Here is a 13,656-nt window from a genome sequence, read left to right on the forward strand (position 1 = left end):
CATTGCCGTGGCCTTCGACTCGATCTTCAAAGCCGACCTGTTCCAGGGTCACACCGTGATTGTTACCGGCGGCGGCAGTGGCATTGGCCGCTGTACCGCCCATGAACTGGCCGCCCTGGGTGCCAAGGTGATCCTGGTGGGACGCAAGCCGGAAAAACTGCAAAACGTCGCCATCGAGATCGCCGAAGATGGCGGCAGCGCCGCGTGGCAGGCCTGCGACATACGCGATGAAGAAGCGGTCAAGGCGCTGGTCAAACACATCATTCATGAGCACGGACCGATCCACGGCCTGGTCAACAATGCGGGTGGCCAATACCCGTCGCCGCTGGCCGCGATCAATCAAAAAGGCTTCGAAACCGTGCTGCGTACCAACCTGGTCGGCGGTTTCCTGGTGGCCCGCGAAGTGTTCAACCAATCCATGAGCAAGCACGGCGGCGCCATCGTCAACATGCTCGCCGACATGTGGGGCGGCATGCCTGGCATGGGCCACTCGGGCGCGGCGCGTGCCGGCATGGACAATTTCACCAAGACCGCCGCCTTCGAATGGGGCTACGCCGGGGTAAGGGTCAACGCCGTGGCGCCGGGCTGGATCGCCTCCAGCGGCATGGACACCTACGAAGGCGCGTTCAAGGCGGTGATCCCGACGTTGCGCGAACACGTGCCGCTCAAGCGTATCGGCACCGAATCGGAAGTCAGCGCGGCCATCGTGTTCCTGCTCAGCCCCGCCGCCGCGTTTATCAGCGGCAGCACTCTGCGCATCGACGGCGCGGCCAGCCTGGGCAGCCGCGCCTGGCCGTTGCACAAGGCGCAGGCGCCGAGCGAGCCCTTCAATGGCTTTCACCGCGCCTACCTGCCGGATGTGCTCAAGGCGGAGCAATAGACCATGCCGGTGATTGAATCCCTGATCGACGCCCACAGCGCTCAATTCGCACAAAACCGTGACGCGATGCTGACCGCCATCGCCCAACTGCACCAGTTGGAAGGCAATCTGCTGAGCAAGGCCCAGGAAGCCAAACCCAAGTTCGACAAGCGCGGTCAACTGCTGCCCCGCGAGCGCCTCAACCTGTTGCTGGACCCCGGCGCGCCGTTCCTGGAGCTGGCCAGCCTGGCCGGCTACAAGCTGCACGATGACAAGGACGGCAGCGCCGCCGGCGGTGGGCTGATCGCCGGCATCGGCTACGTCAGCGGCGTGCGCATGCTGGTGGTGGCCAATAACAGCGCGATCAAGGGCGGCACCATTTCCCCCACCGGCCTGAAGAAATCCCTGCGCCTGCAACAGATCGCCATGGAGAACAAACTGCCGGTGGTGACCCTGGCCGAAAGCGGCGGCGCCAACCTCAACTATGCCGCAGAGATTTTCGTGGAGGGCGCGCGCAGCTTTGCCAATCAGGCACGCATGTCGGCCATGGGCTTGCCGCAGATCACGGTGGTGCACGGCTCGGCCACGGCCGGTGGCGCGTATCAGCCTGGGCTGTCGGATTACGTGGTGGTGGTGCGTGGCCGGGCCAAGCTGTTCCTCGCCGGGCCGCCGCTGCTAAAGGCCGCGACCGGTGAAGTGGCGACAGATGAGGAGCTGGGCGGCGCCGAGATGCACGTACAAGTCGCCGGCACCGCCGAATACCTGGCGGAAAACGATGCGGATGGCGTGCGCATCGCGCGGGAGATCGTCGGTCTGTTGCCCTGGAATGATCGCCTGCCATTGGCGCCCAAACGCACCTACGCAGAGCCGCTGTATCCCATCGAGGAACTGCTGGGCCTGATCCCCGACGACCCGAAAAAACCCTACGACGTCCGCGAAATCCTCGCGCGCCTGGCTGACGGCTCGCACTTCCTCGAATTCAAAGGCGAGTTCGATGCCCACACCGTCTGCGGCCACTTGCACATCCAGGGCCGCGCCGTCGGTGTGATCGGCAACAACGGCCCGATCACGCCCAAGGGCGCTAGCAAGGCCGCGCAATTTATCCAACTGTGCGACCAGAGCCGCACGCCGTTGCTGTTCCTGCACAACACCACCGGTTTCATGGTCGGCACCGAGTCGGAGCAGCAAGGGGTGATCAAGCACGGCGCGAAGATGATCCAGGCGGTGGCCAATGCACGGGTGCCTAAACTGACGATAGTGGTCGGTGGTTCTTATGGCGCCGGCAACTATGCGATGTGCGGCCGTGGGCTCGACCCGCGCTTCATTTTCGCCTGGCCCAACAGCCGCACGGCGGTGATGGGCGGTGCGCAGGCGGGCAAGGTGCTGCGTATTGTCACCGAGGCCAAGCAGTTGAAGGACGGCCTGGTGCCGGATCCCAAGGTGTTGGACATGTTGGAGCAGGTCACCGCGCAGAAGCTCGACAGCCAGTCCACCGCACTTTATGGCAGCGCGAACCTGTGGGATGACGGGCTGATTGATCCACGGGATACACGAACCTTGCTGGGCTTTCTGCTGGATATCTGCCACGAAGCCGAGGTGCGTGAGTTGCAAGCCAATACCTTCGGTGTAGCACGCCTCTAAATTTCGCCCGAGACGCTCCGCGTCGCGACAAGGAGAACAATAAAAATGATCTTTACCCAGGAACACCAGGAATTGCGCCGCACCGTCCGCGCCTTCGTCGACCGCGAGATCAACCCCCATGTGGACGAATGGGAAAAAGCCGGGCGCTTTCCCATCCACGAGATTTTCCGCAAGGCCGGCGACCTCGGCCTGCTGGGCATTTCCAAGCCGGAGCAATTCGGCGGCATGGGCCTGGACTACAGCTACTCCATCGTCGCCGCCGAAGAGTTCGGCACCATCCGCTGCGGCGGCATCCCCATGTCCATCGGCGTGCAGACCGACATGTGCACCCCCGCCCTCGCCCGCTTCGGCAGCGATGAACTGCGCGACGAATTCCTGCGCCCGGCGATCAGCGGCGAACAGGTCGGCTGCATCGGCGTCTCGGAAACCGGCGCCGGCTCCGACGTGGCCGGGCTCAAGACCCACGCGCGCAAGGACGGTGACGACTACGTGATCAACGGCAGCAAAATGTGGATCACCAACTCGCCCAGCGCCGACTTCATCTGCCTGCTGGCCAACACCTCCGACGACAAACCGCACATCAACAAATCGCTGATCATGGTGCCGATGAACACCCCCGGCATCAGCGTCAGCCCGCCCCTGGAAAAACTCGGCATGCACAGCTCCGAGACCGCCCAGGTATTCTTCGACGGCGTGCGCGTGCCGCAACGCAACCGCATCGGCCACGAAGGCGCGGGGTTCATGATGCAGATGCTGCAGTTCCAGGAAGAACGCCTGTTTGGCGCGGCCAATATGATCAAGGGCCTGGAGCATTGCATCGACAGCACCATCGAATACTGCAAAGAGCGCCAGACCTTCGGCAAGGCGCTGATCGACAACCAGGTGATCCACTTTCGCCTGGCCGAACTCGCCACCGAAATCGAATGCCTGCGCGCGCTGGTCTACCAGGCCACCGAGCAATACATCAAAGGCCAGGACGTGACGCGACTAGCCTCCATGGCCAAACTCAAGGCCGGGCGCCTGGGCCGTGAAGTCAGCGACAGCTGCCTGCAATACTGGGGCGGCATGGGCTTCATGTGGGACAACCCAGTGGCCCGCGCCTATCGCGATGTGCGCCTGGTCTCGATCGGCGGCGGCGCCGACGAAATCATGCTGGGCATCATCTGCAAATTGATGGGCACCTTGCCGGGGAAAAAATCATGAACACCCTGCTGCTTGAACCGCATAACGGCGTGCTGCACATCACCCTCAACCGACCGGAAAGCCGCAACGCGATGAGCCTGGCAATGGTCAATGAACTGCGCAGCGTGCTGGCGCAGTTGGACAGCCAGACCCGGGCCGTGGTGATCAGCGGCGCGGGCGGGCACTTTTGCGCCGGGGCGGATGTGAAGGACCTGGTCACCGCGGGCAATCAACTCCAGGCACTGAACCGCGCATTTGGCACCTTGCTGCAGGCAGTGGAAGCCGTGCCGCAAGTGGTGATCGTGGTGCTGCAAGGCGCGGTACTGGGCGGCGGTTTTGGCCTGGCGTGCGTGAGCGATATCGCCATCGCCGATCACCAGGCGCAATTCGGCCTGCCGGAAACCAGCCTGGGCTTGTTACCGGCGCAGATTGCCCCGTTTGTGGTGAAGCGAATTGGCCTGACCCAGGCACGCCGCTTGGCACTCACCGCCGCGCGCTTTGATGGCGTAGAGGCCGAGCGACTGGGCGTCGTGCACTTTACCGAGCGCGATCCGCAGGCGCTGGCAGAACGATTGGATGAAGTATTGAGCCAGGTCCTGAAGTGTGCGCCAGGCGCCAATGCACGGACCAAAGCGCTGCTGCTCGCGAGCGTGGATGAGCCGCTTGAAACGGTGCTGGATCGCGGCGCGCAGTGGTTTGCCGAAGCGGTGAGGAGTGAGGAAGGGATTGAAGGGACGCAGGCGTTTGTGCAGAAGCGGAAACCGAAGTGGTGCAGATGACGCCTTCGCGGGCAAGCCCGCTCCCACATTTTGAACCGAGCACACCCCATACAACACCGGTCGGCTACCAGGCCGCCGCGCTTTTGATTTTGGGCGCCCCGTCAAACACGCTGGCCGAACGCAGGCTTGAATCCGTGGGTAACCCGGCAGGACGCCGGGTTAGCCGCCCCGCGCCATGGATGGCGCGTGGCGGCGGCCCACGGATTCAAGCCGGAGTGAGGGCACACCGAGCCTAGGCGAGGTGCCGAGTGTTGGGGCAAGAGCGTTTTGCTTACTTTTGCGCTCTTCAAAAGTGAGCCGCCGTAAGGGCGGAACCCATAGCAGCCGTTACCCAAACAACGGATATGTACCCGGAGCCCAAAAATGCCGCAGCTAACAAAAATCCTGATCGCCAACCGCGGCGAAATCGCCTGCCGCATCCAACGCACCGCCCAGGCCTTGGGCTATCGCACCGTGGCCATCTACAGCGACGCCGACACCCAAGCCCTGCACGTCCAGATGGCCGACGAAGCCGTCCCCATCGGCCCGCCCCCCGTCCACCAGTCCTACCTCAACATCGAAGCCATCCTCAACGCCGCCAAACGCACAGGCGCCGACGCCATCCACCCCGGCTACGGCTTCCTCTCCGAAAACCCCGACTTCGCCCGCGCCTGCCAACACGCCGGCCTCACCTTCATCGGCCCAAGCGTCGAGGCCATCGAACTGATGGGCAGCAAACGCCTATCCAAACTCGCCATGCTCAAAGCCGGCGTCCCCTGCATCGCCGGCTACCAAGGCAGCGCCCAGGACGACACCACCCTGCAACAGGAAGCCGACCGCATCGGCTACCCCCTGATGATCAAGGCCAGCGCCGGCGGCGGCGGTCGCGGCATGCGCCTCGTCCACCAATCGAAAGACCTGCTGGACAACCTGCACACCGCCCGCTCGGAAGCCAAAAACGCCTTTGGCAGTGACGAACTGATCCTCGAACACGCCCTGATCGACCCGCGCCACGTCGAAATCCAGCTATTTGGCGACAGCCACGGCCACCTCATTTACCTCGGCGAGCGCGACTGTTCGATCCAGCGTCGCCATCAAAAAGTCATCGAAGAAGCCCCCTGCCCTGTCATGACGCCCGAGTTGCGCCAAGCCATGGGTGAAGCCGCCCTGAAGGCCGGGCGCGCGGTGAACTACGTTGGCGCCGGCACCGTGGAGTTCCTGCTCGACCGCGATGGCCGTTTCTACTTCCTGGAAATGAACACGCGCCTGCAAGTGGAACACCCGGTGACCGAACTGGTCACCGGCCTCGACCTGGTGGACTGGCAACTGCAGATCGCCGCCGGCCAACCACTGCCGCTGACACAGGCCGACGTCACCCTCAGTGGCCATGCCATGGAAGTACGCTTGTACGCGGAAGACCCGACCCAAGGCTTCCTGCCGCAAACCGGCGATGTGTTGCGCTGGGACCCAGCCACTGGCGTGCGTATCGACCATGGCGTGATCGAAGGCCAACGCATCAGCCCGTTCTACGACCCGATGCTGGGCAAGATCATCGCCCATGGCGCCACCCGCGAAGAGGCGCGACGCAAACTGCTACGGGCGGTGGAAGACACGGTGTTGCTAGGGGTCGCGACCAACCAGCCGCTGCTGGAGGATTTGCTCAAGCATCCGGACTTTGTTGGCGGCGATTTCAGTACCGGGTTTATCGCTGAGCACTTCCGTGAAATCCCGCCCCTGACGCCATCAACAGAACAGCTCGCCTTGGCCGCCGCGCTGTTTTACCAGCACAGCGCCAACCAGCACCCCCAAGGCCTGGCGGGATGGCGCAACAACGCCAGCGCGCCTTGCACGTATCGTCTGGAGGTCAACGGGAACATCCACACCGTCAGCGCTGAGCCACTGCAACTCACCACCGACGGCCGCCACGCCACCCTGGTATTCAACGGTATCCGGCGCCGCACCACCTATCACCTCGACGCCAATCAGTTGTGGCTGCCCGGCCTCAAGGTGATTAACCGCACCCAGCAAGTCGCCAGCCGCCAGGCCGCCACCAGCAGCGGCACGGTCAAGGCGCCGATGGACGGTGCAATTGTCGATGTGCGGGTCAGCGCCGGCGACAGCGTGACCAAAGGCCAACTGCTGCTGGTGCTCGAAGCCATGAAAATGGAGCATCCGCTGACGGCCGGTATCGACGGCGTGATCAAAGGCGTGCAAGTAATTGCCGGTGATCAGGTGCGCAATCGTCAGGTTCTGCTGGAGATCGTCTAGCCCCTAGGCGGAACTACAGGGCCGGGCTACGCTCTATCCCCAACAGAAAGGGAAGAGTACGGGAACCTGCACGATGCCTCATTGGCTGATTATTGACCTTGAAGCCACAACGGATGAAGGTGGCTGGCCCGTGACGGAGATGGAAGTCATCGAGATCGGCGCGAGCCTGGTCAACCGCCAGGGCCGCGAGCTGGACCACTTCCAGCGCTTTGTGCGGCCGCTGCGCCGGCCATTGCTGACGCCCTTTTGTCGCCAACTGACCCACATCACCCAGGCCAACATCGATGGCGCGGCGCCGATTACCGAGGTGTGGCCTCTGTTCGAGCGCTGGCTGGGCCAGCATCAGCCGCGCCTGGAAGGCTGGGCCAGCTGGGGCGATTACGATCGCAAGCAACTGGAACTGGAATGGCAACGCCATGGCCTGGCCAGCGCACTCGCCTCCACGCCCCATGTGAACCTCAAGCAACGCTTCGCCAAGGCCCGCCGCCTGGACAAGCCCTTGGGGCTCAATGGCGCCCTGCAATTGGCGGGGATGCAGTTTCATGGCCAGCAACATCGGGCGCTGGAGGATGCGCGCAATACGGCGCGCCTGCTGCCGCTGATTTTGCCGGTCTAGGCAGCTCCTCTGCCCTTGGGCATACTGGACGCCCTTTTTGGTGATGCTTACCTGTAGGAGCGAGCTTGCTCGCGAAGAACGCCCAGGCTCCGCGTTTATTTAGATTACCCGCGTTATCGTTGACGATCTTCGCGAGCAAGCTCGCTCCTACAGTAAAGCATCAACCCCTTTTCCGAGGAATCGCCCATGTTTAAAGTCAACGAGTACTTCGACGGCACTGTCAAGTCGATCGCTTTCGGCACCGCAGAAGGTCCGGCGACCATCGGCGTCATGGCCCCCGGCGAATACGAGTTCGGCACCGCCCAGCGTGAAATCATGCACGTGGTGTCCGGCGCCCTGACCGTCAAACTGCCGGATGCCAGCGAGTGGGAAACCTTCGCCGCCGGTAGCCAGTTCAACGTGCCAGCCAACAGCAAGTTCCAGCTGAAAGTCGCCGTGGACACTGCTTACCTGTGCGAATACCGCGGCTAAGGGTTTTCCGGCAGCAAAAAAATGCCCGTCTCGCAGGAGACGGGCATTTTTTATGCGTGAAGAAAACTATTCCAAGATCGTCACCGGCATCCCGACTTCCAGGCGGCCAATGCCATCGTTGACCAGGTTCTGGCCGAAAATCGCGCCATCCTCAGTCTTGCGGTAAGCCTCCAGCGTAGCGAAGGGTTCGCGGTCTGCGCTGCGCTCGCCAGTCTGCGGGTCGATGGTGGTGAGGATGCAGCGCGAGCACGGCTTGACCGCGCGGAACTCCACGTCGCCGATGCGCAGGCGTTTCCAGCCGTCTTCGGCGAAGGCTGCGCTGCCCTCGATGACCAGGTTGGGACGAAAGCGCAACATTTCCATGGGGCGGCCGATGCGTTGTGAAAGATCGTCCAGCGACGCCTGGCCGATCACCAGCAGCGGGTAACCGTCGGCAAACGCGACCTGGTCGTCGTCCTTGCCGTAACCGGCCTGGGTGGTGCGGGCGCGTTCAACGGGGATTTGCACCAGGCGCGTCGGCTTGCCGATGAAGTCGCTGACCCAGGCCGCCGCCGCGTCGCCCGCGTCCGGTACGCGCAGAGTGTCACGCCAGATCGTCACACCCCGCAATTCGGCATCGCTACCCGGCAGCGCCACGTCCAGCGCGGCGTAGCCCGGCGAACTCAGTGTGAGGCCGCCGCTGCTGTTCCACAGCGCCGACAATTGACTCATCTTGGCCACAGCGCGCTGCGTGAGGAACCGCCCGCTGGCTTCATCCACCAGCATCCAGCGTCGGTCCCCGTCCACCCCGAGTTTATCCAGGCCGACGTGCTGCAGGATTTCGGCCTTGCCGGACTTCAAGGGGTAACGGTACAACGCGCTGAGACGAAGCATGGGCCTGCATTCCTGAGGGGCAAAGCCATCACCCTAAGGTCAAGCGGGCGCTTCGTCCAGCATCAGACGCTGACGCACCACGTCCACCAGCTTGTCGGGCTGGAATTTGGACAGGAAATTGTCACAGCCGACCTTCTTCACCATCGAGTCGTTGAAGCTGCCGGACAACGAGGTGTGCAGCACTACATAGAGGCCACGCAGGCGCGGGTCGTTGCGGATCTCGGTGGTGAGGCGATAACCGTCCATCTCGGGCATTTCGGCGTCGGTGAAGATCATCAGCAGTTTGTCGGTCATTACGTGGCCGGCGTCGGCCCAGGCCTTGAGCATGTTCAGCGCCTTGAGGCCGTCACTGGCGATGTGCATCTTCACCCCCAGTTGGCCCAGGGTGTCGCGCAGTTGCGAGAGGGCCACATTGGAGTCATCCACCAGCAGCACTTCACGGCCACGGGCACGCTCCAGCACCGGGTCTTCGAGTTTTTCACGGGAGACCTTGGCGTTGTACGGCACGATCTCGGCCAGGACTTTTTCCACGTCGATGATTTCCACCAACTGGTCGTCGACCTTGCTGATAGCCGTGAGGTAATGCTGGCGACCGGCGCTGGTCGGAGGCGGCAGGATGGCTTCCCAGTTCATGTTGACGATGCGGTCCACACCGCCCACCAGGAACGCCTGCACCGAGCGGTTGTACTCGGTAACGATAATGGTGCTGTTCGGGCCCGGCACCAGCGGGCGCATGCCGATGGCCTGGGACAGGTCGATCACCGGCAGAGTCTGGCCCCGCAGGTTGACCACGCCACACACAAAGGGGTGGCGTTGCGGCATCAAGGTCAGCTTGGGCAGTTGCAGGACTTCCTGCACCTTGAACACGTTGATCGCGAACAGCTGACGCCCGAACAGGCGGAACATGAGGATCTCCAGGCGATTCTCACCCACCAGTTGCGTGCGTTGATCTACCGTGTCGAGAATGCCGGCCATTAAAAGCTCCTGATGCGCTAAGGGATTGTGCAGCTCACTTAAGGCTTGTTATCGGCGGCAAGCGCCAGACCTTGACCCGTGTAAAATGCCACGTAAATCCATTGATGTCACACTGACATCATGGTTTACTGCGCTGGCCTCTCCAGAGAGCGGTACGGCGACGTTGCACGACATTCTATTCGATGCAAAGTTCCGCCATGTAAGGGATTCCCCTATGCACAATCAGGCCCAACCTGATATTCGCAATATCTAATAGCCATTAATGTGACGCCATTCTCAATGCATGAATGGAGTCAGGCTTTTGTTTGCCATCCCAAGCCCACGGCCCACGGGCCTTCCAGACATCCAGATGTCGGCAATTGAAGGTGTGCAATTGACCCCGCTTATGAGGGCCGCGCACAGCCGTCGCCGTCATTCTAATAAACGTCCTACTAAAAACTCAGAAGCAACCTACAGATTCCAGTCATATTTCAGCGCTACTTTTAAGCCATTCACCCGGTGCGACATCTCATCACCCGACCTTATGTTGTGGAGACTTGCATGATGAACGACGGTAACGAGTGGCAACTTGCTCTTCCCGAATTCCTGCATGAAGCTGAAAAGCTGCTGGTCAAGTCGGAAGAGTGCCTGAGCCACCTGCATTTGATCCGAAACGACAGTGACGCCATCGACTGCATGAAGGTCAGCCTGATCAAGCTCGCTGAGAAAGCCGATTGCCTTGCCCTGCAAGCGATCAGCGAATTCTCGCGGCATATCCAGTACCTGATCGCCAATGCCGAAAGCCCGTTGCAACTGCATGATCAAGCCTTGAACGCCTTGGAAGAATGCCTGAAATTGCTGGCCTGGCAGTTGGAGTTGATTGATGTGAAAACAGGCCAATTGGCGCTGGACGAAACTGAGCAGACGACGTTGATTGCTACCGTAACACTGCATATTCCGCAAAAGAATTTCAGTTTTAAACCGCAGCAACGTATGCACCACGTGTCTTGAGCGGATATCGGGTCGCGTTTAAACCGGAAGTTGTCTGAAAACGACACCCCTCATTAATCCAGTTGAGCTGAATCGCGCGGGCAAAGATATCAATTAGCCAGTAACGGTAATATCGATACATCCAAACAGAAATAATATAACTCCCCTACTCCATGAACTCTGGGAATACCGCCCGGAGCATTTGCGCAGTTAATAACCTTGCCAGGCACGGCACAAGGCGACCAACGGTAATAGTGGTGGTACTATGCCCCACTCGAAGTGGCTCAACTTCATCATGCATAAAAACGATTCGATAACGCGTTCCAAACAGAGCCCCGTCAGCCGCCGTGACCGGACTTCCCGCAGCGAACCTTCATTGGCTCCATCCGCTATGTACGCCTACCTCAAGACACTCATCGCAAGGTCCGCGTCCCGCAGCAGTGCACGCCGTCTGATCCTCGCCCTGTGCCTTGGCTCGCTGCTGCTGAGCCTGTGGGCCTACAGTTTCTCCGCCGCTTTACCGCTGCTGGTGCTACTCAACCTGGCCACGCTGGTGGTGGTTGGCTTGCAACAGTGGCACTCGCGCAAGTCCATCAAGTTCCAGCCCCAGGAACTGGCCGATCGCTTGCTGCAAGTGCAGGAAAACGAACGCCACCGCCTCAGCCGCGAATTGCATGACGACATCGGCCAACTGCTCACCGCCGCCAAGCTGCAAAGTGAATGGCTCAAGCGTCGCCTGCCCGAAGACTTGCAAAGCCAGTGCACGGTGCTGTGCAACACCCTGAATGAAACCCTGGCCAAGGTGCGTGACGTCTCCGCCATCCTCAACCCTCGCCAGCTGGCCAGCCTGGGCCTGGAAGCCAGCCTGCGCGCGCATCTGCTCAAGACCCTGGAAAACACCCCCATTCACTGGAGCTTGGAATGCCAGCAGCGGCTCACCGGCATTCCGGAAGAAATGGCCGTAGCGGCCTTTCGCATCACCCAGGAAGCAGTGACCAACATGCTACGCCACGCCCAGGCGCGCAATCTGCTGGTAGGCCTGCAACGCCTGCCCGAGGGCCTGTCGCTGAGTATCTGCGATGACGGCCAGGGCTTTTCGCCGGCCATCAACCCGGGCCTGGAAGGCCAACGGGGCATGGCTGGCATGTCAGAGCGGATTGATCAGCTTGGCGGTTCGTTATCCGTCAACAGCCAGCCAGGCAAAGGGACACGGATCGACGCGCTTTTCCCCTGGGCGCCCCGCGCCCTCGAACGGGCCAGTTCCCCTAAGGTTATCGAGTGACCTGCACATTACTCCTGGTGGATGACCATGCACTGATCCGGGCCGGCGTACGCGCGCTGGTCCAGGACATTCCCGGCTACACGGTGGTCGGTGAGGCCAGCGATGGCGCGCAGTTGCTGGAGCAATTCAGCGCCCTGTTGCCGGATATCGTGCTGCTGGATCTGTCGATGAAACACACCGGTGGGCTGGATGCCTTGCAGCAACTCAAGCGCGCCTACCCCAAGAGTCGCGTGCTGATCCTGTCGATGCACACCGACCCGGAACTGATCATGTGCGCACTGGAATCCGGCGCCCATGGCTACCTGCTCAAGGACACCACCGCCAACGAGCTGGAACACGCGCTGCTGGCCCTGCGCAACAACGAGCGCTACCTCAGCCCGGCGATTGCCCACACGGTGATCAACCAGGCGCTGGTACGCAGCCAGGGCCCCACTACCCCGGCCGGCCACAGCCACAACCTCACGGCGCGGCAGTTGGAGATTCTGCGGTTGATTGTGCGCGGCAAGTCCACCCGGGAAATCGCCCACGGCTTGGGCTTGAGCATCAAGACCGTGGAAGCGCACCGTTCGCAGATCATGAAGCGCCTGCAGATTTTCGACGTGGCGGGGCTGGTGTTATTTGCGGTGCGCGAGCAGATCATCAGCCTGGACGACTAACGGCGAATCCACCGGCAGGTGTACGCGCAGGGCCTTGGGCAACGCCTCGAAGTGCAGGTCATCGCCCTCCAGCGGCTCGCCGTCCAGGTTGATGTAAAGGCCCTGTGCGACCTTGATATTCACCCATGGCAGGCGCGCCCGCACAAACATGGTGTCGAGGCCCCAGCCGTTGTTCATCAACTCACGCAAGGTACCGACCACCTCCTGAGGGGCGGGCAGGATGCTGACATCCAGCAAGCCATCATCGGCCATGGCGCCTGGGCATAGCTCATGGCCACCGCCCGCCTGGCGACCGTTGCCGATGCCCAGGGCGAGCAGCTCGCCTTTCCAGTGGAAATCGGGGCCATCCAGTTCGGCGTAGGCAGCCTTTAACTCGCTGAAACGGGTCAGGCCGGTGAACAGGTAGGCGGCGCCGCCCAGGACTTTCTTCAAGTCTTCGGAAGTGTTGGCGGTGACTTGGCTGCCGAAACCGCCGGTGGCCATGTTCAGGAAGATTTGTCCGCCGACCTGGCCGAGGTCGATGGCCCTTGGCGGTACGTCCAGCAGCGCCAGGGCCTGGGCGGGTTCGAGCGGCACGCCGGCGGCCTTGGCGAAGTCGTTGGCGGTGCCCAGGGGCATCAGCACCAGGCTGGCGTCGGTCTTGGCTTGGGCCATGGCTTCGGCGACGTCGCGCAAGGTGCCGTCGCCGCCGCCGGCGATGATGTGGGTGTAGCCGTCGGCCAGGGCTTCGTTGACCAGGCGTTGGGCGTCGCCGCCTTCCCAGGTGACCCGCACCGCCAACTCGCCGCCCTGCTCGCGCCGTGCCTGCACGGCGGTGCGGACGTCCTCGTTGAGGGCTTGCTTGCCGTGGAGGATCAACAGGGCTTTGGGGGTGGTCATTGGTGGGTTACTCCAGGATTCAAAGGTGCTTGGAGGATGGGACCTTTGGGGAGGGGGTTTGGTTTACTGGGGGCATATCCATTTTTTTGGCAACGGCTGATATTGGTTCCGCCCTTACGGCGGGTCACTTTGGAAAAGAGCCCCAAAGTAACCAAAGGGCTCTTGCCCCAACACTCGGCACCTCGCCTAGGCTCGGTGTGCCCGTAATCCGACAGTGATTTGGGGGG

13 protein-coding genes are annotated in these 13,656 nt (G+C 61.9%); 10 read left to right on the forward strand and 3 right to left on the reverse strand.

Translation table 11 applies throughout. The annotated features are described in order from the left end of the window. Positions 1 to 7 precede the first annotated feature (7 nt). The 7 genes from CI807_RS28060 to CI807_RS28095 all read left to right on the forward strand — a co-directional run bounded on the left by CI807_RS28060 (position 8) and on the right by CI807_RS28095 (position 7,795). A complete protein-coding gene (locus tag CI807_RS28060; protein ID WP_061449171.1) occupies positions 8 to 880 on the forward strand; it encodes an SDR family oxidoreductase in 873 nt (290 codons plus the stop codon). Between the two features lie 3 nt (positions 881 to 883). Continuing rightward, positions 884 to 2,500, forward strand: a complete 1,617-nt coding sequence (atuC, locus tag CI807_RS28065) for a geranyl-CoA carboxylase subunit beta (protein ID WP_095017097.1) — start codon at positions 884 to 886, stop codon at positions 2,498 to 2,500. A 45-nt stretch (positions 2,501 to 2,545) separates the two neighbouring features. Further along, positions 2,546 to 3,703 carry a citronellyl-CoA dehydrogenase gene (gene atuD, locus CI807_RS28070; RefSeq protein WP_016976328.1) on the forward strand — a complete coding sequence of 386 codons (1,158 nt, stop codon included), beginning with the start codon at positions 2,546 to 2,548 and terminating at the stop codon, positions 3,701 to 3,703. Then, positions 3,700 to 4,461 carry an enoyl-CoA hydratase/isomerase family protein gene (locus tag CI807_RS28075; protein ID WP_095017098.1) on the forward strand — a complete coding sequence of 254 codons (762 nt, stop codon included), beginning with the start codon at positions 3,700 to 3,702 and terminating at the stop codon, positions 4,459 to 4,461. The genes atuD and CI807_RS28075 overlap by 4 nt, the downstream gene beginning before the upstream one ends. Positions 4,462 to 4,824: 363 nt before the next feature. Next, positions 4,825 to 6,708 (forward strand): acetyl/propionyl/methylcrotonyl-CoA carboxylase subunit alpha, encoded by a 1,884-nt coding sequence (locus CI807_RS28080; protein ID WP_095017099.1) that lies wholly within the window; start codon positions 4,825 to 4,827, stop codon positions 6,706 to 6,708. A gap of 73 nt (positions 6,709 to 6,781) precedes the next feature. After that, on the forward strand, positions 6,782 to 7,324 hold the full coding sequence (locus CI807_RS28085; protein ID WP_016976325.1) for an exonuclease domain-containing protein: 543 nt from the start codon (positions 6,782 to 6,784) through the stop codon (positions 7,322 to 7,324). Positions 7,325 to 7,510: 186 nt separating this feature from the next. Then, positions 7,511 to 7,795 carry a pyrimidine/purine nucleoside phosphorylase gene (locus tag CI807_RS28095; protein WP_010208796.1) on the forward strand — a complete coding sequence of 95 codons (285 nt, stop codon included), beginning with the start codon at positions 7,511 to 7,513 and terminating at the stop codon, positions 7,793 to 7,795. Between the two features lie 66 nt (positions 7,796 to 7,861). Here CI807_RS28095 and CI807_RS28100 read toward each other — a convergent pair whose 3' ends face one another. Both CI807_RS28100 and CI807_RS28105 read right to left on the reverse strand, forming a co-directional pair. Next, positions 7,862 to 8,668, reverse strand: coding sequence for an MOSC domain-containing protein (locus CI807_RS28100; protein WP_095017100.1), 807 nt, complete (start codon positions 8,666 to 8,668; stop codon positions 7,862 to 7,864). Positions 8,669 to 8,707: 39 nt separating this feature from the next. Continuing rightward, positions 8,708 to 9,643, reverse strand: a complete 936-nt coding sequence (locus CI807_RS28105; protein WP_028617303.1) for a chemotaxis protein CheV — start codon at positions 9,641 to 9,643, stop codon at positions 8,708 to 8,710. Between the two features lie 540 nt (positions 9,644 to 10,183). On the opposite strand from CI807_RS28105, the gene CI807_RS28110 reads away from it, so the two are divergent. The 3 genes from CI807_RS28110 to CI807_RS28120 all read left to right on the forward strand — a co-directional run bounded on the left by CI807_RS28110 (position 10,184) and on the right by CI807_RS28120 (position 12,550). Continuing rightward, the gene (locus tag CI807_RS28110; RefSeq protein WP_177409608.1) at positions 10,184 to 10,633 is read left to right on the forward strand and encodes a hypothetical protein; all 450 of its coding nucleotides are present in this window, start codon (positions 10,184 to 10,186) and stop codon (positions 10,631 to 10,633) included. Positions 10,634 to 11,003: 370 nt separating this feature from the next. After that, complete coding sequence (locus CI807_RS28115; protein ID WP_095017101.1) at positions 11,004 to 11,894, forward strand: sensor histidine kinase; 891 nt, start codon at positions 11,004 to 11,006, stop codon at positions 11,892 to 11,894. Continuing rightward, positions 11,891 to 12,550 carry a response regulator transcription factor gene (locus CI807_RS28120; protein ID WP_061449176.1) on the forward strand — a complete coding sequence of 220 codons (660 nt, stop codon included), beginning with the start codon at positions 11,891 to 11,893 and terminating at the stop codon, positions 12,548 to 12,550. The genes CI807_RS28115 and CI807_RS28120 overlap by 4 nt, the downstream gene beginning before the upstream one ends. Here CI807_RS28120 and yegS read toward each other — a convergent pair. Continuing rightward, positions 12,509 to 13,429: a lipid kinase YegS gene (gene yegS, locus CI807_RS28125; protein WP_016976319.1), complete on the reverse strand. Its 921-nt coding sequence runs from the start codon at positions 13,427 to 13,429 to the stop codon at positions 12,509 to 12,511. The genes CI807_RS28120 and yegS overlap by 42 nt on opposite strands. Positions 13,430 to 13,656 lie beyond the last annotated feature (227 nt).

Source organism: Pseudomonas sp. NS1(2017) (genome assembly GCF_002269425.1).
In the GTDB taxonomy this organism is placed as follows: Bacteria; Pseudomonadota; Gammaproteobacteria; order Pseudomonadales; family Pseudomonadaceae; genus Aquipseudomonas; species Aquipseudomonas reactans.